Here is a 17,995-nt window from a genome sequence, read left to right on the forward strand (position 1 = left end):
AACGTGAATTGTATATACATTTAGACCGGTCCGGCGCTGCAATTCGTCATCAACCGGCAGGGGCCTGCGTCCCAAGGAATCGAGATCAATATCCATGAATTTGAATACGTTTTATCAGCTGCTATGGCAAGACTACGTTCATATGGCGCCACAGGCAGAGAAAATCCATGCCCTGTTCAAGGCCGACAATACCGAAGTCTACAATGACCACGTCGCTTTCCGTACATTCAACCGTGCCCCGATCAATCTGGCACGCCTAGAACAACATTTCTTCAAGCTTGGCTATCGCCGACTTGAGCCCTATATCTTTGAAGAGAAAAAACTTTATGCATGGGGATACGTTCATGACGACCCCAAGCAACCGCGCATTTTCCTCTCCGAATTGCTGGTAGAACAACTCAGCCCGGCGGCCCAAACCATCATCGACAAATTGTGTAGACAAATTGACGAATCCAAAGTCGACACCATCGATGTATTCTGGTCCGGCTTGTTGTGGGATATGCCCACTTGGGATGAATACCAGACGCTGCTGGCCGAAAGCGAATACGCTGCCTGGATGGCCGCCATCGGTATGCGTGTCAATCACTTCACCATTTCGGTCGACCACCTGGAACGCCCCACAACATTGGCTGCTGTGATCGATCGTGTTGAAACCGCGGGCTTTGCCATTAACGCTGCCGGCGGCAAGATCAAGGGCACACCGACACAGCTGCTGGAGCAAGGCTCCACCCTGGCGGACCGCATGCCTGTGACCTTTGGTGATGGCAGCACACACAGCATTCCAACTTGCTATTACGAATTCGCCAAGCGTTACCCCACAGCCGATGGCGATTTGTACCAAGGTTTTATTGCCGCCAGCGCGGACAAGATTTTCGAATCAACCAACGTGAACGTCGCAGGTGTGGCTGCAGGCAGTTAATGGGCACATCCAACAAGCTGACCTTCGGCTTGGTATCAGATGCCCCGCCTCACTGCACTCGCTTTAAACAGTAACAGGAGACAACACATGTACCCGATCCTTATCGTAGGTGCCGGCAAAATCGGCGCCAGCATCGCCAAGCTGCTGCACCACAGCGGTGACTACAAGGTCACTGTGGCTGACCGTGATCCGGCAGCCCTAGACCGCCTCGCCAAGTATGTCCCGGTTGAGACCACTGTGCTGGATGTGAAGTCGCCGCAGGATCTGGCACGTGCACTGGATGGCAAGAAAGGCGTTCTGTCCGCTTGCTCGTTCGATATCAACCCTGGCATTGCTGAAGCCGCGCTGCACGCTGGCGTATCCTACTTCGACCTGACAGAAGATGTGGAAACGACCCGCCGCATTCGCGAACTGGCGAAGGAAGCCAAAGAAGGCCAGATCTTCATGCCGCAATGTGGCTTGGCACCCGGCTTCATCGGTATCCTGGGCTATGCGCTGGCCAAACGTTTTGACAAGCTGGACAGCGTCAAAATGCGCGTTGGCGCCCTGCCGCAATATCCGCATAACCACCTGAAGTACAACCTGACCTGGTCTACCGATGGGTTGATCAACGAATACTGTAATCCTTGCGAAGCCATCGTCAGCGGCAAGCCCATTGAAGTACTGGCACTGGAAGGCTTGGAACACTTCTCGCTGGATGGCCTGGAGTACGAAGCATTCAACACCTCTGGCGGCCTGGGGACTTTGTGTGAAACACTGGAAGGCAAGATCAACGATCTGAACTACAAGACCGTTCGTTATCCTGGCCACCAATACCTGATGGATTTCCTGATCAACGGTTTGAAGATGGGCTCCGAAGTGGCGCGTCGCAAGCAGTTGAAAGAAATCATGGAAAATGCACTGCCCATCACCCGCCAAGACGTGGTGCTGGTATACGTTTCCGCTTCTGGCTGGAAAGACGGTTTCTACATGCAGGAAACCGATGCACGTAAGATCTACCATCAAGACATCCACGGCGAACACTGGTCGTCCATCCAATTGACCACATCCGCTGGCGCTACCGCAGTCATTGACCTGCATCGCAGTGGCCAATTGCCAAGCAAGGGTTTTGTCAGCCAAGAGCAAGTCGATCTCGACCAGTTCCTGTCCAACCGCTTTGGCAAGTATTACTCGACCGACTCCAACCATGCTGAAAAGGTCAAGGTATGAAACTCGATCCGAAATTAATCGAGGCACTGAGCCTCGGCAAATACCTGAAGGGTGAACAGTGGGCCAGCGCCATCATCAATGGCGAAGCCGTGTTCGACAATGGTCCGGCCAAATCGCTACGCTCACCGATTGATCATGCGTCCCTAGGTAGCTACGTCAACGCACCTGCAGCGATTACCGAACAGGCCATCAAAGAAGCCCATGCCGCTTTCCTGAAATGGCGCACTGTACCAGCACCACGCCGTGGCGAGCTGGTACGACTGATTGGTGAAAAGGTTCGTGCCAAGAAAAAGGAACTGGCTCAGGTCATCACCCTGGAAGCTGGCAAGATCGTGGCCGAAGCGGAAGGCGAAGTGCAGGAGTGGATCGACATTTGCGATTTCGCTGTCGGCCTGTCCCGTCAATTGCACGGCCTGAGCATCGTATCGGAACGCCCCGAGCACCGTATGATGGAGCAGTGGCACCCGCTGGGTACCGTGGGCATCATCACCGCATTCAACTTCCCACAAGCCGTGTGGGCATGGAATGCCATGCTGGCCTTCGTGTGTGGCGACCCTGTCGTCTGGAAACCGTCTGAAAAGGCTCCACTGTGCGCATTGGCGATTCAATCGGTTGTTGATGAAGTCATTGCCAACTTCGATGGCGCGCCACGTGGCCTGTCTCAAATCGTGATTGGCGAAGTGGATACAGGTAAGCAAATGGCCGAATCGTCCTTGCTGCCACTGGTTTCCGCTACCGGTTCAGTCCGCATGGGCAAGGCTGTTGCTGCAACAGTTGGCGGCCGCCTTGGCCGCTCACTGCTAGAGCTGGGTGGCAACAACGCGATGATCGTCACCGAAACCGCTGATCTGGAATTGGCCTTGCGCGCCATCGTGTTCTCCGCAGCGGGTACAGCCGGTCAACGTTGTACCACACTGCGCCGCCTGATCGTTCAGGAGTCTGTTGTCGAGAAACTGATCCCCCGCATTGCCAAGGCATATGGCACATTACCGATTGGTGATCCACGCGAATCAGGCAAACTGGTTGGCCCATTGATCGACGAACTGTCTTTCAAGGCACAGCAACAAGCACTGGCCGATGCCAAGGCACAAGGTGGCGAAGTGATTTATGGTGGCGAACGCGTCACTGAAGGCGTCCCAGCCAACGGTTTCTACGTGCGCCCAGCCGTTGTCCGGGTCAATGGTAATCTGCCCGTGGTATGCCACGAAACCTTCGCGCCGATTTTGTACGTCATGACTTACAAAACGCTGGATGAGGCTATCGCATTGCAAAATGGCGTGCCACAAGGCCTGTCATCCGCGATCTTTACCGATCGCATGCAGGAAGCAGAGCGCTTTGTTTCACCTTCCGGATCAGACTGCGGTATTGCCAACGTCAATATCGGTACTTCCGGAGCAGAGATTGGCGGCGCATTTGGTGGCGAAAAAGAAACAGGCGGTGGTCGGGAATCTGGCTCAGATTCCTGGAAGAACTATATGCGTCGTACAACCAACACGGTGAACTACGGCAATGCATTGCCGCTGGCGCAAGGTATCAAGTTTGATGTGTAATGCTTCAGCAGCCCTGCTATAAGTCTTTCAGCTTCCGATGAAAAAGAGGCTGCCTACTAATAGGCAGCCTCTTTTTATCACTAATGGAAAACTCAATATCTAAGCCTTAATGGGCTAAGCAATGGCTCTTTTCCTATCTGGTTAAGACTATGTTTATTGCACTTGATTTCGTTTACGTCGCTTCGAAAGACACGCCACAACCCCAACTCCAGCCAGCAACATTGCATATGTCTCCGGTTCCGGCACTGCAGGCGCATGTGAGGTAAAGCCGAGCCCTATTTTGAATAGCCCATGCGTACCGCCTACTGGGCTCCAAATAGATGCTTTCATTTGCCCATGCCCGTGTCCCAATACGGCATCAGTAAATGTATATCCCCCATCCTGCCCGCCGCCCCACCAGTCAAGCTTCAACCCAGAATAAAGATAGGATCGTTCTTTAGGTACCAAATCACTAAAACTGTAGTTGTAATCAACATATACATCTACTCGTCCAGCCCCACTCAATTGAAAACCACCGTTGCGGCCCACAGAAACACCATAAATTCCCTCGGCAATGCCAGCATCAGTAACAATATTAGCCTTGGCAACTGTGCCATATTCAGCCGACAGCGTTACTCCCGGCTTAGACGAATCAGATGATTTATGCGTTAAGTTCCAATTGCCATCCCATTTGCCGGATGTGGAATCCCTGCCAATCGGATTTGGGCCTGTTAATAAGCCATAACTTTCCGTCGGAACAATCGAAAGTACAGGAGTAACCCCATCATCCGGAGCGGTATCTTCTACAACGAATCGTAAGGTCGACCAATCTATTGATGCACTTGCATTAATGGCATGTGCATTTGCTGCAGACAGAATTGCAGACACTGCTAGTACTTTTTTCACAAACATCGCTTTATTTTATCCAGCCCAAAAATCCATTTATCATAATCCAGCACCCCACCCAATATCAATCGTCTACCATCCCAAGAGTATATTGATTCGCCCTCTAGATCGGACTACGACATCGCCAACATCCGCATTGGTACTTCTGTCGCCCAAATTGGTTGCTTGTTCAACTACAAGTTAGCACAACACGGCATCAGGGCTTTTTAGATGATCGCCCCAGACAATTTATTGGGCTTGCCCAGAAACCCATTGCCGAGCACCAGGCACATCAATACCTTGAGCCTCCAGATAGTCCAACAATGCCGCAGCCTGAGCAGCGTTCTGTACGACTGCGGCCGAATTGGCATTAATTTGCGATGATTTTGTCACAGGCCACGACAGGGGATTTTGCGGGGGATTTGACACAATGCCCACTGATATGAGCATTGCATTGTGACATACCTATGCGTTGCCTTGAAGGTGCTGACGTACCGCTTTACCAGATGTACCCACCTTGCCTACTGCTGCTTTCAGCTGGGCCTCACTGCATCCTAACGACTTGGACCAGCTCTTTACTTCATTCTTATCATGTATATCAATTCGTTGGGCATCCAACGGATGTGTCTTACTTTTATCATCAGACATAGTTGCCTCCTAAATTTGATATCTAGAACATAACGGGTACCTAGCAAAACGGGATTACAAACAGCATCCTAAAGCTAGTACAAGGCTTAGCTATTACAAGGGGAAAAGCCTTCAATTTTGCGTACTGAACCACCCTGTGTTTGAACTGCACCCCAGGAGTTGGACACAACCAAGTCAGCAGTGGGCCAAGTGGCAACATCATGGTAAAAACCAGTGTAATCAGCGATGTGGTAGCCATCAACGCAACAGCAGCCGTTGCTACAGCAGACCAGACAACCCATGGTGCCAAGCCGATGAAAAAGAAAAACCGATAAGGACCGTAAGGATTCCAGCGAGACAAAGGTATCTAAATGAGCAAGGCGGTAACAGGAAGGGTCGATGCCATACCGTGGCATATCGAAACGCAGGCCCCATAGTGCTACCTCAAGCAATGCGGTAGGGCAATAGGGATGCAGGCTACTGAAAAGCAATGTGCACCAGCAAGCCCACACCCCAGCGAATGCGGTGTGAGCCTTTCAAAACGCAGCCTAGTTGGCTTACTATTTCAGCTGTGAATCAAAGCACAGCGGGCATGACGGCCACAATGCGCTACTCATAAGCAGCAAGCCGTAACCGCTCCATTTCGTTGAACCGGCGATGTTGTGCTTGCAAAATTGCCGCCTGTTTATCAGCATCCGCCAATGAACTGGCCAATATCTGGCCCCGCTCTGCCAGATAAGCCGTGATACGCTGTTTCCACTCCGCTTCCTCCTGATCAACTGCAGCCAACCGTGTAGCAGCCTCCGGGCCCACTTCGACACTTCGCAATGCAAAGATCTGCGCATCACTCGCCCCTTGATTACGTGCCGCAGCCACCTTATCCGCCAATACGGCATGCGAGACTGCAGCGGCCTGTGCAGTCCGCTGTGTTGCAGGCAGCTGTGATTCAATCTCCGCCAACTTGCCTGCTTTTTCTGCTGGCGATAATTGTGGATTGTGCGTTACTTCCAGTCTTGTCAGTGATAAATCGTTGATCACATCATCTTCACCAAACAATGCTTCACTTTCTCGCGGAGAGAAAAAGCGATCACGCAGTTGCTTGATTGCGGCCAGTCGCGTGCGCGTCCCAGCGAGGGTCAGCTCATCATCGTGGCCAATCGCTTGCTTGGCCAAAGTCGCAAGTGCAGCCTTGAAATCCAGATAGCGTGCCAGAATGGCTTTTGCACGTGTGGCATGCTCTGGTTTCAATGATTTGTCCAAATCCCTTTCAATGGCTTGTCGAATATCCGGCAAGGGGCGCTCACCATAAGTTGCAAGATAGTAGTCAAAGCGTTGCAACAAGGCAGGACCAATCACCAATTCCCCCTGCCCTTGCTGAATCTGGCCGTCTACATTTGTCCCACGCAAAGACGGCGCAAATGGCTTTTCCCTTGCAACCTGCTGGCCAATTGGCATTTCAGGAGCACCAATCGAATCAGTGTGAAAAAGTAATCCGGCAACAGCCCCCGCACTGACGAGGGCTGCCACGCCTATCCAGGCCGCTTTCATCACACACCCGCATTGCGTAACCGGTTGGCGTGTTGGCGATAGACCGTCAAGGGGCTGGTTTCAAACAGATGGGTAATGCCAAAGAATCCATTGATCTGGTCCAGATGGTTCATCTTATAGTCCACCCGAATTACCTGCCCTAGTCGTTGTGAGCAGGTATCCACCAAGCCGTCGTTGGACTGACCATGCGCCAGCGACAACAGACCCAGCGGCCCGTCAGCAGGATCCAGTATGTTGGTGACAGAATGTCCACCCCCCCAAGAGTAGTAACGTACCCCGTTCGTGACGTACGCCCCCTCATCACAAGCACTGGGCACCCCACCCGGATGCTTGGCGTTGAATTTGGTAAGCCCTGGCGTGGTCAAGCTATCCAGTGCCGCAATGGTGTTTTGGGGCAATCCGTTTCCCCCAGTAGCAAAACTCAACAACCTTGCAAAGGCATTGGCTACCGTAGATGCCACAGATTCCGAGACAGACCCAGGCGGGGCAACTTGCCGCACAATGTCAGCTACCCTCGATCCCTTATTGACCCCGCCAACACTGGTAACTGACGCCACCAGATCAGGTCGCACTGACGCCACATAACGGGCTGTCGGGCTGCCTTGGCTATGCCCAACGATATTGATTTTAGTCGCGCCAGTCTGCGCCAATATTCGTTTGACCTCTGCCAGCAATTGTTCGCCCCTGACTTCATTACTGTTGGCAGCCGATACAGTCGAGACAAATACACGTGCTCCATCTCTGGCAAGCTCTCCTGGCACTTTGTAGAAGTAATCGGCTCCCAGGAAATTATCAAAACCGAAAATACCATGCACCAACAAGATGGGGTATTTCGTTTGTGTATACCCAGCAGCCTGACTAGCGTGAGGCACAATCATGGCGCAGGCCAAGGTAACAGCACCGGCAAAGTGTATGCGTTTCATGTTGATCTCCTCGTTACTTTTGTTGGTAATTTATGTATTGCGATATCAGATTAGAACCAACATTTTCGAAAGTAAAGAGCAAATACTCTATAAAATGGATAATGCAATTCAATGCATTACGTCGGCCGAACACTGTAATCCAGCATTTTCCCCGCTATTCAATACCAGCAAGATGTTGAGTTACATCCGCAATGAATCAATCATGCACATATCGGAAATCGAACCAGTTGGAACAAACAAAGACAGATTGTGCTAGCAAGCAAAAGGACCATCTCCAATTCAGAGCAGCATCACATCACACCTGGATTTCGCATAACCGCAAGCACGGCCATCAGCAAATATCTTGCGACTCGCACTATATGATCCGGAGGGATGTCAGCAACCATAGGTCCAGCACAAGGGGCCTGAGTTAGGCAGGCTAGTCTCAGCAACAAACCAGCAAGGGAATGAATCAAGAATGAATCAAGGCAGGAAACAACTTTAATTGTGCATCCCCAGCCAAAATCTGGTGAGAATGCACAGTCTTCAACCTTCAACTACGGTACTTACTGATTCGTCTGTTTGAAGCAGGACGTGAGCGAACGGGAATCTCTTCAGTCGGCTCATCGAAGGCCAACCGCAATCGTTGCGACAACAAATTGACCACCATCGCATAGTTCACACTACGGTTGTAACGGGTAATGGCATAGAAATTGGTCAATCCTAACCAATATTCATTCACACCTGGCTCGGTCTCCAATGCAAACACAACGGCCGGCTCATTGCCTGGTAGCGCATTCACCGGCTTCACGCCAAAGCCTGCCAAGTCATCAACGGTATAGTGCAGATTGAATTTGTCAGCCAACAACGTATCAATCTGATTTCCTTCAACCTTGGCCCGAACGGCCACCATACCTTTGGGCTGCCAACCAAACTGATTGAAATAGGCAGCAACACTACCGACAATATCAGCAGGATTGGTCCAGATATCCCGCTTACCATCACCATCCAGATCAATTGAATACTTCCGGAAGCTACTTGGCATGAATTGCGGCACACCTAACGCGCCAGCGTAAGAGCTTTTCAGTGACAACGGATCCTTACTCTCTTCCCGTGCCAGCAATAGGAACTGCTCCAGTTCTTGCTGAAAGTATTCAGCACGTCGAGGGTAATCAAAGGCGATAGTCGTCAACGCATCCCATGCCCGGAAACTGCCAGCGTTTCGACCATAATTGGTTTCCACCCCAATGATTGCCACGATCACTTCCGCCGGCACACCAAAATCCTTGGCCGCTTTATCCAGCCAGGGGCGATGCTTTTGCCAATATGCCACCCCGTCTCTGACTTTGGCGTCCGTCAAGAAGGATATTTGAAACTGATGCCACGGACGTGAAGTAGACGGACGATCCAGCACCGTCAGAATGGTAGGCTTGAAGATGGCTTCACTGAACAAATTGTAAAGTTGCTGGCGATCAAATTGGTGCTGATCCACCACACGCTCAATGAATGACACCACCTCGGGCCGGTCGAGTAACACCGGAACAATGCGCTCTTCTGCTGCCACCGGGGCCGCTATCGCCACGGATGCCAATAATATGGAAAGGGATAAACGAAATGATTGGAACATGCGAAAAAGGGATAAATCAAGCTATGATATCGGAATCATGTCTTATAACACACTAGCACGCATCTGGCTTATTATAGGCTGGTGCTTAATCATTTTGGTCTGGTATCTATGTCTAATGCCAGCCCCTCCCCAACTGCATATCAACTACGGCGACAAGTTGCAGCACACTGGTACCTATTTGCTATTAATGCTGTGGTTTGCACAACTTTATCCAGCCCGAGCCAAACGACTCAGTATCATGAGCAGTTTCATCGCCATGGGCGTCGCCATCGAATATGCACAGGATGCCACTGGTTACCGCAGCTTTGACCAATATGACATGGCTACCAATGCATTAGGGGCCATTCTCGGCATGCTACTCTCCCACACCTTCATGGGTCGCCTAGTACCTTTACTCCACAGTTGCCTGGACCATAAGTAAACATGGTCAAGTGAAACTACTGGGTAGTGCTTTAAGACAATAAACAAAAACCGCCATTACGGCGGTTTTCTCAAGTACTTAATCGACGACGCAGTTATTCGTCCCGATCTAGATACTGGGTCTTTCCTTTTACCGATGCCCATTGCTCGTGATCCGGCAGTGGGTCCTTCTTCTCCACGATCGGCTTCCATTTCGGATTACGCGACAGTTCGGCGTTGATTTCAATGAAATGTTGCTGGTCAGCCGGTACATCATCTTCAGCATAAATTGCCTCAACCGGACACTCTGCCACACACAAAGTACAATCAATACACTCATCAGGGTCAATGACCAGAAAATTTGGCCCTTCACGGAAACAATCAACTGGACACACATCCACACAGTCAGTGTATTTGCACTTGATACAGGATTCGGTTACAACGTAAGCCATCTTACTGATTCCTTGTCGAGCATACTCAAGAGATAGGCCGCAATTCTAGCAGATGCAAGCGCTGGCGGCGGTACCTCATGGTTATTTGCTAATTACCTGCCAATCTAAATCCGCTCAATATGCCTACCCCACCCCAATCAACTTACTATCGCGGCCGCTTTGCTCCCACTCCGTCTGGCCCCTTGCATTTCGGCTCGTTGATTGCCGCTGTTGGTAGCTATCTGGATGCCAAGGCACATCAAGGCGAATGGCTATTACGCATTGAAGACCTGGACCCGCCTCGTGCCATACCTGGAGCAGCAGACGAGATCATTCGGACGCTGGCGCGCTTTGGCTTCGAATGGGATGGTCCGATCACCTATCAACACCAGCGATCTAATGCTTATCAGGCTGCGCTTGATAAACTGAATAGGCTGGGGTTGATTTATGGCTGTGCCTGCTCTCGCAAAGAAATCGCTGATTCGGCCATACAGGGCCTGGATGGTCTGATTTACCCAGGCACATGCAGTCCGGGCTTGCCCCCTGGCAAGCAAGCCAGAGCTTGGCGCATTCGGGTACCGGATCATCCAATCAATTTTCGTGACCGCGTTGTCGGATCAATCAATCAACATTTAAAACGCGACATCGGCGACTTCATTCTGAAGCGGGCCGATGGCCTATTCTCTTACCAAATTGCTGTCGTCGTGGATGACGCAGATGCCAATATCACCGACATTGTGCGTGGGGCAGATCTGCTACTTTCCACACCACGCCAACTCTTTCTCCAACAAACCCTGGGCTTGCCAAGCCCACGTTACGCGCATCTGCCATTGGCACTCAACCGACAAGGCGACAAACTAAGTAAACAGAATCTGGCCAAATGCCTGGCCAATCAAGCGATCAATACCGCACTAGGTGATGCACTCACCTTTCTTGGGCAGCCGCTCCCGACAGACATGATGAATGCGCCAGTAGTAACCATCTGGGCATGGGCCAAAGCACATTGGCAAATCCAGAACGTACCCAAACATGCCACAATCAGCCCCGCTATTTATGACAATGCAACCCAGACCAAACCTATTTTCAAGAACTAGCAAAAAACGGTTGACATCTAGCCATACTCAGGAATAGAATCCGCGCCTCTTTCGTTGCAGCACAGCGACAGACCGTAGCGTCCCCATCGTCTAGAGGCCTAGGACACCGCCCTTTCACGGCGATAACCGGGGTTCGAATCCCCGTGGGGACGCCACAAAACCTAACGCTACCTCTGCGTCAGCGTCCCCATCGTCTAGAGGCCTAGGACACCGCCCTTTCACGGCGATAACCGGGGTTCGAATCCCCGTGGGGACGCCACAAAACCTAAACGCTACCTCTGCGTCAGCGTCCCCATCGTCTAGAGGCCTAGGACACCGCCCTTTCACGGCGATAACCGGGGTTCGAATCCCCGTGGGGACGCCATCCAGCGATCTATCCAATTTCATCACTCTTTATCCCGACATAATGCCAATGCGCTACAGACCCCGCTTTGCGCATGTTCAAACACCAACATACGGCATCATTAATTTTCTTCATTAGTACATGGAAAATCACCCATACGGTTGCAGCGGTGATCTGATAAAATCTCGACCTTGATTCACCTCAACCTTTTGCCCGGAAAGAGATCCCATGTTTTCCTATAAGCAGACGATTGCATCGCTTGACCCTGAACTCTGGCAACATATGGAAGGCGAACGCCAGCGCCAGGAAGAGCACATCGAACTGATTGCCTCCGAAAACTACACCAGCCCTGCAGTCATGCAAGCACAAGGCTCGCAGCTGACCAACAAGTATGCGGAAGGCTATCCGGGCAAGCGCTTTTATGGTGGTTGCGAGTTTGTTGACAAAGTTGAGCAATTAGCCATTGATCGCGTCAAAGAGCTGTTCGGCGCAGAGTATGCCAACGTGCAACCACATTCAGGCTCACAAGCCAACCAAGGCGTATATTTCTCCATCCTGAAACCAGGCGATACCATTATGGGTATGAATCTGGGCCATGGCGGCCATCTTACCCACGGCTCACCCGCCAATCTGTCTGGTAAAATGTTCAAAATCGTTCCTTACGGCCTGAACGACAAAGAAGAGATCGATTATGATGAAATGGAGCGCATTGCACTGGAGACCAAGCCGAAGCTGTTGATTGGTGGCGCCTCTGCCTATGCACTTCGTTTTGACTTCGAGCGCATGGCCGCCATTGCCAAGAAAACCGGTGCGTATTTCATGGTTGATATGGCACACTATGCCGGCCTGATAGCTGCTGGTGTATACCCTAACCCAGTACCTCATGCCGATTTCGTGACCTCCACCACTCACAAGACACTTCGCGGTCCACGTGGTGGCATCATTCTGGCCAAGGTCGAACATGAGAAGATCCTGAACTCCAGCGTCTTCCCAAGCCTACAAGGTGGTCCGCTGGAACACGTCATTGCAGCCAAAGCGGTTGCGTTTGGCGAAGCGCTCAAACCCGAATTTAAGACCTACCAACAACAAGTATTGAAAAATGCTGACACCATGGCCCGCACTCTGGCTGAGCGTGGTGTACGCATCATCTCCGGCCGCACTGAGTCACATTTGTTTCTGGTTGACCTTCGCCCCAAGAGCTTGACAGGCAAGGTCGCCGATGCAGCCCTGGGTCTGGCGCATATTACAGTTAACAAAAATGCCATTCCAAATGATCCGGAAAGCCCGTTTGTAACATCTGGCATCCGCATCGGTTCTCCGGCCATCACTACACGTGGCTTCAAGGAAGATGAAGCACGTCAGGTCGCCCACTTGGTTGCCGACGTGCTGGACGCACCCACCAATGAAGCCGCCATTGCTGCAACCCGTGACAAGGTACATGCACTGACCAAGCGCTTCCCAGTCTACAGCGAGTAAAAATCACTAACGGGATCGCAATAAATATGCCGTTGTAGTCTTAGTGCAAAGGCATATACTTAAAAAAGAGGGGCAGCCCTCTTTTTTTCACCCCTAACCATGCTCATGCTTGCACGACTGCTTGCTACCGTGTGCCTGACTTCGCTACTCTATGGCTGCAGTACGCTTGCCTATTATAGTCAGGCTGCCATCGGGCACTTCACCGTACTCAACCGGGCACGTCCAATCGCATCCATTCTTGAAGACCCAAACACATCTGAGCACGTCAAACGTAAGCTGAAACTGGCCAGTACCTTACGAAACTATGCCAGCCATGAGCTTGGCCTACCAGACAACAAAAGCTACCGCAGCTATGCAGATATTGGCCGTCGATACTTGATCTGGAACGTAGTCACGACTCCAGAACTATCTCTTATTCCGATAACAGAATGCTTTCCGATTGCCGGCTGCCTGACATATCGCGGTTTTTTTAACGAACAAGCCGCAAAGGACTACGCCGCACAGAAGGAACAAGGCGGCCATGACGTGTTTATCTATGGCGTCCCAGCCTATTCGACACTGGGCTGGTTCCATGATCCCTTAGTGAACACTTTCCTAGGCTATCACGACATAGAACTGGCACGATTGATTTTTCACGAATTATCACATCAACTGATCTATATAAAAGACGATACCGCCTTTAATGAAGCCTTCGCAACGGCCGTCGAACTGGAAGGTACCAACCAATGGCTGAATCAATTTGGGCAACACCAAACCGCGAACAGTCAGATTGCTATTGCAGAGCAACGACGACAAGCATTTCAAACATTGTTACACGGTTTTCGCCAATCCCTGACAAGCACCTATGCCAGCCCCCAGAGCACAGCCGAAAAACGAATGGCCAAACATCATATTCAAGCCGAATACCTCAGCCGTTATCACGCCTTCAAAGCGAATTGGCAAGGTTATAGTGGCTATGATCACTGGTTCTCTCCGTTTCCTGGAAATGCTCACTTGGCAAGCCAAGCCACCTACCATGCTTTCGTACCGGCATTTCGGCAGCTATTTTGGGAAAATGATAGAAACTGGCAGCGTTTCTACAAGCAAGCTCGCAAGATCAGCAAGCAGACACCTGCAGAACGTGCCAAAATGCTGCACACCTTGTCTGAACGGGCCTTGGCACGTGACGTACAACAACATAACAAGCTAGAATTGCAAAAAAACGAGGAGATGCCCCCATGAAATGCCCATTCTGCGGCGCAGCCGACACCCAAGTGATCGACTCACGCGTCAACGAGGAAGGCAATTCAGTTCGCCGCCGCCGTAAGTGCGCCACTTGCCAGAAACGCTTTACCACCTTTGAAACAGCAGAATTACGGATGCCTCAGGTGGTCAAAACCAATGGTCATCGTATCGAATTTGATCGTGAGAAGTTGCGTGTCAGCTTCATGCGCGCCCTGCACAAGCGCCCTGTTCCTACTACATTGGTGGACGAAGCAATTGAACGCATTGTACAAAAAGTGTTGAGCTTGGCAGAACGTGAAATTCCTTCTCGACAAATTGGTGAAATGGTCATGACGGAACTACATAAATTGGACAAAGTAGCATATATCCGCTTTGCTTCTGTTTATCGAAGCTTTCAGGACATTGATGACTTTCGTGATGCCATCAAAGAAGTACAGTAGCCCGAACACTGTTTCACCACATTCCGAAGTTTGTCGCAACGTATCTCGACATCACGCCCGAAGTAAGGATTCCGAAAACCCAACCAGTGTTGAGCTGTCAAGCCACTTGATCAGAGGTATTCACAATAAACCGAGGACCAACCAGTTCGATCAGGTCGTTCTTACCAATTTGACCCCATCTTGCGCCAATGCTTTCAATTCAAATGCTATTGAACCGGCAATTAAAGACTGATGCCTTATACTTGGCAAGCCTTTGATGTATAAGTCGCCAACTTTCCAATCGTTAATTACCTGGTGAATAGGGCTCGCCAACCGGCGGAAAAGGCAGATCTACCTCACTCATGCCAATCGCCCCGACCAAATGAACAGCCGCCACAAATTTTGGCTGCGCACGCAACGATGTCAAATCTGGCGGATTGGTGCGCCCATGCATTCTTGCAAACCGTGCCAAACTGGCTGCAGAGGCAGGGCGATGTAAATGTTTCAATACATGGTCTGCCTGTTCGGGCTGATTACAGATCAAAGCCATATCACACCCAGCATCCAAAGCTGCATTGACCCTACTCAGCATATCACCGACAGTGCCGGCACCAGCCATCCCCAGATCATCACTAAAGATCGCACCATCAAAAGCCAACTCCCCCCGCAAAATGTCCTGCAGCCAAATGCGAGAAAATCCAGCTGTCGCAGAATCCACTTTCGGGTAGATGACGTGAGCGGGCATCACGGCATTCAGTCCTTGCTGAACCATACTCTTGAAAGCAATCAGATCATGTTGAGCAATTTCAGCCAGTGAGCGCGGATCAACGGGTATCGCATGATGAGAATCCTCGTTCACGAAGCCATGGCCGGGAAAGTGCTTTCCTACGGCCGCCATACCAGCCTGCTTCATACCCAATTGCAGTGAATGAGCCAAATGTGCCACGACATCCGGATTAGCATGAAAGGCACGATTGCCAATGACAGCGCAGCACCCATGGTCCAGATCCAGCACAGGTGCAAAGCTGAAATCCACCCCACAAGACCGCAATTCTGCGGCCATCACCCACCCAACCTGCCGTGCCAGTGTATTGGCATGATGTGAGCCATGTCGATTCCAAAATTCGCCCAACACCTGCATCGGAGGAATCCGCGTGAAGCCCTCACGAAATCGCTGCACACGCCCACCCTCGTGATCGACACCAATCAGCAACTTAGGATGACGTAGCGCATGGATCTCTGAACACAGCGCTGCCAACTGAGCAGGAGACTGGTAATTGCGCGTAAACAGGATCACCCCCCCGACCAGTGGATGCTGCAAGCGTTCACGTTCAACGTCTGTCAAACTGGGACCAGTGACATCAACCATCAACGGCCCTAATTGACCAAGCGTATAGGTAGGAGTCGTCATCTCAGTCTTGTTTAACTTTCCAGAATAACGAAAGCGCAGGCCACATCCCGCTCATCTGCAATACTCAGGTGAATATTTCGAATCCCACGTGCCATCAGCAAGGATGCAAGCTCAGGTGCCAATTCAAAACCTGGCTTACCAACCGCATCATGCGTAATAGTCAAATTGGTGAGATTTGCGGGGCTGACGATGCCTGTTCCCAACGCCTTGACGAACGCCTCTTTGGCTGCAAAGCGCTTAGCCAGCCAAACAGCCGGATTTGGCTGCATGGCTAGTTCCGGCAATTCGGCACAAGACAGTATATGCATGGCGAAACGCTGACCATACCGTGCCAACGGCCGAGCCACACGCGCTATTTTCACGATGTCGGTGCCAATTCCGTAGATCACACTGCCTCAGCCTGTGGCTAGGCGCGAAGAAACCTCAATTAGCTGTTTCATCTCCTGTACCGCCTCTTTAAAACCTACAAACAATGCTTGCGCAACAATGGCGTGCCCAATGTTCAATTCCTTTACACCTGGAATTGCCGCAATCTTTTGTACATTATGGTAGTGCAACCCGTGACCCGCATTCACACGCAGACCGAGCCTGGTACCATGCGCAACAGCAATACGGATACGCTCCAGCTCCAATTGCACCGTAGCCGGATCTTCCGCATCGGCATAGCGCCCGGTATGAATTTCCACTACTGGTGCACCTAGTTCCTTGGCTGCATCGATTTGCTTTAGGTCCGGATCGATGAAAAGCGAAACCCGTGAACCAGCTTCGGTCAACATATCAATCGCCGCTTTGACCCTGCTTCGATTGGCGATTACATCCAATCCACCCTCCGTCGTCAATTCTTCCCGACGTTCTGGCACTAGGCAGGCATCTTGCGGACGGATTTTCAATGCATGAGCCAACATCTCATCCGTCACTGCAGTTTCGAGATTCATACGGGTTTGCAGTACCTCGCGCAGAATGGCTACATCGCGATCCTGAATATGACGACGATCTTCACGAAGGTGCAAAGTGATGGCATCTGCTCCAGCGGATTCTGCAATCACTGCGGCCTGGATCGGGCTCGGGTAACGCGTACCGCGCGCTTGGCGCAATGTCGCGACATGATCAATATTCACACCAAGTTGGATCATTCTATTCTCCGGACGACAGGGCGATAATTGCCCCGATCAAAGCTGATTCAAATCGCGCAACAATCGCCGTGTGTAAAGTTGACGATCACCCAGCAAATGCTGGATAGCTTGTCGCATCAATCCTTTACTTTGTTGCAGAACGGCTGGCTCATCAAACCGATCTGCATGCATAGCCAACAATGTACTGCCTTGAAGAGCACCTTCTTCCTGCGTTTGAATCGGTAACAGACCATTTCCAGCTTGAAAAACATACCACCGACCTGGTTCAATGGACGTACCATCAGCGGCCTGCGTTAGATTCAAGCCGTAACCTAGATCAGCCAACATACGCAACTCAAAGCGGCGCAATACAGGCGAGGGGTCAATCAAATGTCCCAGATCCCGCAAGGTATCGAAGTAACTGACAAATAATTGAGGATGAGCATCCTCGCGTGCCAGCATATGCAACAGCAATTCGTTGAGATAAAAACCGCAAATCAATGGTAAGCCAGTTAGCTGCGGCATTCCCCCCTGCCATTCAGCGCTATGCAGCGTTTTCAGCTCATTTTTACCAAACCAGGATAGCAAAATCGGCTGGAATCCCATCAATATGCCACGTACCGCAGATTTCGGCCGACGTGCGCCACGCGCCACGATTGCCACGCGACCATAATCGCGCGAAAACGCCTCAACAATCAAACTGGTTTCACGATAGGGATAGGTGTGCAGCACAAAGGCAGGCTGCGCCTCAACGCGACGTGACTCGCTCATGAAAGAAGTGGGATAAATTGAGTAAGATGTTTAGCCCAAGCAATATACAAGGCAGAATCATCACCCCTT

The 17,995-nt window shown here is 51.1% G+C and carries 18 protein-coding genes and 3 tRNA genes; 11 read left to right on the top strand and 10 right to left on the bottom strand.

Annotated features, from left to right (window positions below; translation table 11 throughout):
- Positions 1 to 88 precede the first annotated feature (88 nt).
- The 3 genes from FFS57_RS02645 (at position 89) to amaB (ending at position 3,678) form a co-directional block, all read left to right on the top strand.
- Complete coding sequence (locus FFS57_RS02645) at positions 89 to 919, top strand: DUF1338 domain-containing protein (protein ID WP_137936213.1); 831 nt, start codon at positions 89 to 91, stop codon at positions 917 to 919.
- Between the two features lie 87 nt (positions 920 to 1,006).
- Positions 1,007 to 2,128 carry a saccharopine dehydrogenase family protein gene (locus FFS57_RS02650; protein ID WP_137936214.1) on the top strand — a complete coding sequence of 374 codons (1,122 nt, stop codon included), beginning with the start codon at positions 1,007 to 1,009 and terminating at the stop codon, positions 2,126 to 2,128.
- Positions 2,125 to 3,678 (top strand): L-piperidine-6-carboxylate dehydrogenase, encoded by a 1,554-nt coding sequence (gene amaB, locus FFS57_RS02655; RefSeq protein WP_137936215.1) that lies wholly within the window; start codon positions 2,125 to 2,127, stop codon positions 3,676 to 3,678. The genes FFS57_RS02650 and amaB overlap by 4 nt, the downstream gene beginning before the upstream one ends.
- A gap of 153 nt (positions 3,679 to 3,831) precedes the next feature.
- Here the strand turns inward: amaB and FFS57_RS25670 are convergent, their stop codons facing one another.
- The 5 genes from FFS57_RS25670 to mltB form a co-directional block, all read right to left on the bottom strand.
- Positions 3,832 to 4,569, bottom strand: a complete 738-nt coding sequence (locus FFS57_RS25670; protein ID WP_249383857.1) for a PEP-CTERM sorting domain-containing protein — start codon at positions 4,567 to 4,569, stop codon at positions 3,832 to 3,834.
- Positions 4,570 to 5,007: 438 nt separating this feature from the next.
- Entirely contained in the window at positions 5,008 to 5,190 is a 183-nt protein-coding gene (locus FFS57_RS02665) for a DUF3606 domain-containing protein (RefSeq protein ID WP_137936216.1), read from the bottom strand.
- Between the two features lie 588 nt (positions 5,191 to 5,778).
- Positions 5,779 to 6,696 (bottom strand): lipase secretion chaperone, encoded by a 918-nt coding sequence (locus FFS57_RS02670; protein WP_171013524.1) that lies wholly within the window; start codon positions 6,694 to 6,696, stop codon positions 5,779 to 5,781.
- A gap of 20 nt (positions 6,697 to 6,716) precedes the next feature.
- Positions 6,717 to 7,595: an esterase/lipase family protein gene (locus FFS57_RS02675; RefSeq protein WP_249383866.1), complete on the bottom strand. Its 879-nt coding sequence runs from the start codon at positions 7,593 to 7,595 to the stop codon at positions 6,717 to 6,719.
- A gap of 577 nt (positions 7,596 to 8,172) precedes the next feature.
- Positions 8,173 to 9,201 (bottom strand): lytic murein transglycosylase B, encoded by a 1,029-nt coding sequence (gene mltB / locus FFS57_RS02680; RefSeq protein ID WP_249383858.1) that lies wholly within the window; start codon positions 9,199 to 9,201, stop codon positions 8,173 to 8,175.
- A gap of 160 nt (positions 9,202 to 9,361) precedes the next feature.
- Between mltB and FFS57_RS25090 the strand changes: the two genes are divergently transcribed.
- Positions 9,362 to 9,667 (top strand): VanZ family protein, encoded by a 306-nt coding sequence (locus FFS57_RS25090; RefSeq protein WP_171013526.1) that lies wholly within the window; start codon positions 9,362 to 9,364, stop codon positions 9,665 to 9,667.
- Positions 9,668 to 9,761: 94 nt separating this feature from the next.
- Here the strand turns inward: FFS57_RS25090 and fdxA are convergent, their stop codons facing one another.
- Positions 9,762 to 10,097 carry a ferredoxin FdxA gene (gene fdxA / locus FFS57_RS02690; RefSeq protein ID WP_137936221.1) on the bottom strand — a complete coding sequence of 112 codons (336 nt, stop codon included), beginning with the start codon at positions 10,095 to 10,097 and terminating at the stop codon, positions 9,762 to 9,764.
- A 119-nt stretch (positions 10,098 to 10,216) separates the two neighbouring features.
- Here fdxA and gluQRS point away from each other — a divergent pair, with 119 nt between their 5' ends.
- From gluQRS to nrdR, 7 genes are all read left to right on the top strand, one after another.
- Complete coding sequence (gluQRS, locus tag FFS57_RS02695) at positions 10,217 to 11,170, top strand: tRNA glutamyl-Q(34) synthetase GluQRS (protein ID WP_137936222.1); 954 nt, start codon at positions 10,217 to 10,219, stop codon at positions 11,168 to 11,170.
- Positions 11,171 to 11,249: 79 nt separating this feature from the next.
- A tRNA-Glu gene (locus FFS57_RS02700) sits at positions 11,250 to 11,325 on the top strand.
- Between the two features lie 28 nt (positions 11,326 to 11,353).
- A tRNA-Glu gene (locus FFS57_RS02705) sits at positions 11,354 to 11,429 on the top strand.
- A 29-nt stretch (positions 11,430 to 11,458) separates the two neighbouring features.
- Positions 11,459 to 11,534: transfer RNA gene (locus FFS57_RS02710), tRNA-Glu, on the top strand.
- A gap of 207 nt (positions 11,535 to 11,741) precedes the next feature.
- Complete coding sequence (glyA, locus tag FFS57_RS02715; protein ID WP_137936223.1) at positions 11,742 to 12,989, top strand: serine hydroxymethyltransferase; 1,248 nt, start codon at positions 11,742 to 11,744, stop codon at positions 12,987 to 12,989.
- Positions 12,990 to 13,094: 105 nt separating this feature from the next.
- Positions 13,095 to 14,210, top strand: coding sequence for an aminopeptidase (locus FFS57_RS02720; protein WP_171013528.1), 1,116 nt, complete (start codon positions 13,095 to 13,097; stop codon positions 14,208 to 14,210).
- Positions 14,207 to 14,653: a transcriptional regulator NrdR gene (gene nrdR, locus FFS57_RS02725; protein ID WP_137936225.1), complete on the top strand. Its 447-nt coding sequence runs from the start codon at positions 14,207 to 14,209 to the stop codon at positions 14,651 to 14,653. Before FFS57_RS02720 ends, nrdR begins: the two co-directional genes overlap by 4 nt.
- Before the next feature lie 283 nt (positions 14,654 to 14,936).
- On the opposite strand, the gene nagZ is transcribed toward nrdR, so the two are convergent.
- Genes nagZ through recO form a run of 4 tightly spaced genes read right to left on the bottom strand, consistent with a single transcriptional unit; the run spans position 14,937 to position 17,926 of the window.
- Positions 14,937 to 16,043: a beta-N-acetylhexosaminidase gene (gene nagZ, locus FFS57_RS02730; RefSeq protein ID WP_137936226.1), complete on the bottom strand. Its 1,107-nt coding sequence runs from the start codon at positions 16,041 to 16,043 to the stop codon at positions 14,937 to 14,939.
- Positions 16,044 to 16,054: 11 nt separating this feature from the next.
- Complete coding sequence (gene acpS, locus FFS57_RS02735; protein WP_137936227.1) at positions 16,055 to 16,432, bottom strand: holo-ACP synthase; 378 nt, start codon at positions 16,430 to 16,432, stop codon at positions 16,055 to 16,057.
- A 6-nt stretch (positions 16,433 to 16,438) separates the two neighbouring features.
- On the bottom strand, positions 16,439 to 17,176 hold the full coding sequence (gene pdxJ / locus FFS57_RS02740; protein WP_137936228.1) for a pyridoxine 5'-phosphate synthase: 738 nt from the start codon (positions 17,174 to 17,176) through the stop codon (positions 16,439 to 16,441).
- Between the two features lie 36 nt (positions 17,177 to 17,212).
- A complete protein-coding gene (recO, locus tag FFS57_RS02745) occupies positions 17,213 to 17,926 on the bottom strand; it encodes a DNA repair protein RecO (RefSeq protein WP_137936229.1) in 714 nt (237 codons plus the stop codon).
- Between the last annotated feature and the right edge of the window lie 69 nt (positions 17,927 to 17,995).

This window comes from Chitinivorax sp. B (assembly GCF_005503445.1).
In the GTDB taxonomy this organism is placed as follows: Bacteria; Pseudomonadota; Gammaproteobacteria; order Burkholderiales; family SCOH01; genus Chitinivorax.

What these genes read in the sequence shown, in the direction of transcription:
- FFS57_RS02650 (WP_137936214.1), top strand. Translation starts at nt 1,007, where the DNA reads ATGTACCCGATCCTTATCGTAGGTGCCGGCAAAATCGGCGCCAGCATC.
- amaB (WP_137936215.1), top strand. Translation starts at nt 2,125, where the DNA reads ATGAAACTCGATCCGAAATTAATCGAGGCACTGAGCCTCGGCAAATAC.
- FFS57_RS25670 (WP_249383857.1), bottom strand. Translation starts at nt 4,569, where the DNA reads ATGTTTGTGAAAAAAGTACTAGCAGTGTCTGCAATTCTGTCTGCAGCA.
- FFS57_RS02665 (WP_137936216.1), bottom strand. Translation starts at nt 5,190, where the DNA reads ATGTCTGATGATAAAAGTAAGACACATCCGTTGGATGCCCAACGAATT.
- FFS57_RS02675 (WP_249383866.1), bottom strand. Translation starts at nt 7,595, where the DNA reads ATGATTGTGCCTCACGCTAGTCAGGCTGCTGGGTATACACAAACGAAA.
- FFS57_RS25090 (WP_171013526.1), top strand. Translation starts at nt 9,362, where the DNA reads ATGCCAGCCCCTCCCCAACTGCATATCAACTACGGCGACAAGTTGCAG.
- fdxA (WP_137936221.1), bottom strand. Translation starts at nt 10,097, where the DNA reads ATGGCTTACGTTGTAACCGAATCCTGTATCAAGTGCAAATACACTGAC.
- gluQRS (WP_137936222.1), top strand. Translation starts at nt 10,217, where the DNA reads ATGCCTACCCCACCCCAATCAACTTACTATCGCGGCCGCTTTGCTCCC.
- glyA (WP_137936223.1), top strand. Translation starts at nt 11,742, where the DNA reads ATGTTTTCCTATAAGCAGACGATTGCATCGCTTGACCCTGAACTCTGG.
- FFS57_RS02720 (WP_171013528.1), top strand. Translation starts at nt 13,095, where the DNA reads ATGCTTGCACGACTGCTTGCTACCGTGTGCCTGACTTCGCTACTCTAT.
- nrdR (WP_137936225.1), top strand. Translation starts at nt 14,207, where the DNA reads ATGAAATGCCCATTCTGCGGCGCAGCCGACACCCAAGTGATCGACTCA.
- nagZ (WP_137936226.1), bottom strand. Translation starts at nt 16,043, where the DNA reads ATGACGACTCCTACCTATACGCTTGGTCAATTAGGGCCGTTGATGGTT.
- pdxJ (WP_137936228.1), bottom strand. Translation starts at nt 17,176, where the DNA reads ATGATCCAACTTGGTGTGAATATTGATCATGTCGCGACATTGCGCCAA.
- recO (WP_137936229.1), bottom strand. Translation starts at nt 17,926, where the DNA reads ATGAGCGAGTCACGTCGCGTTGAGGCGCAGCCTGCCTTTGTGCTGCAC.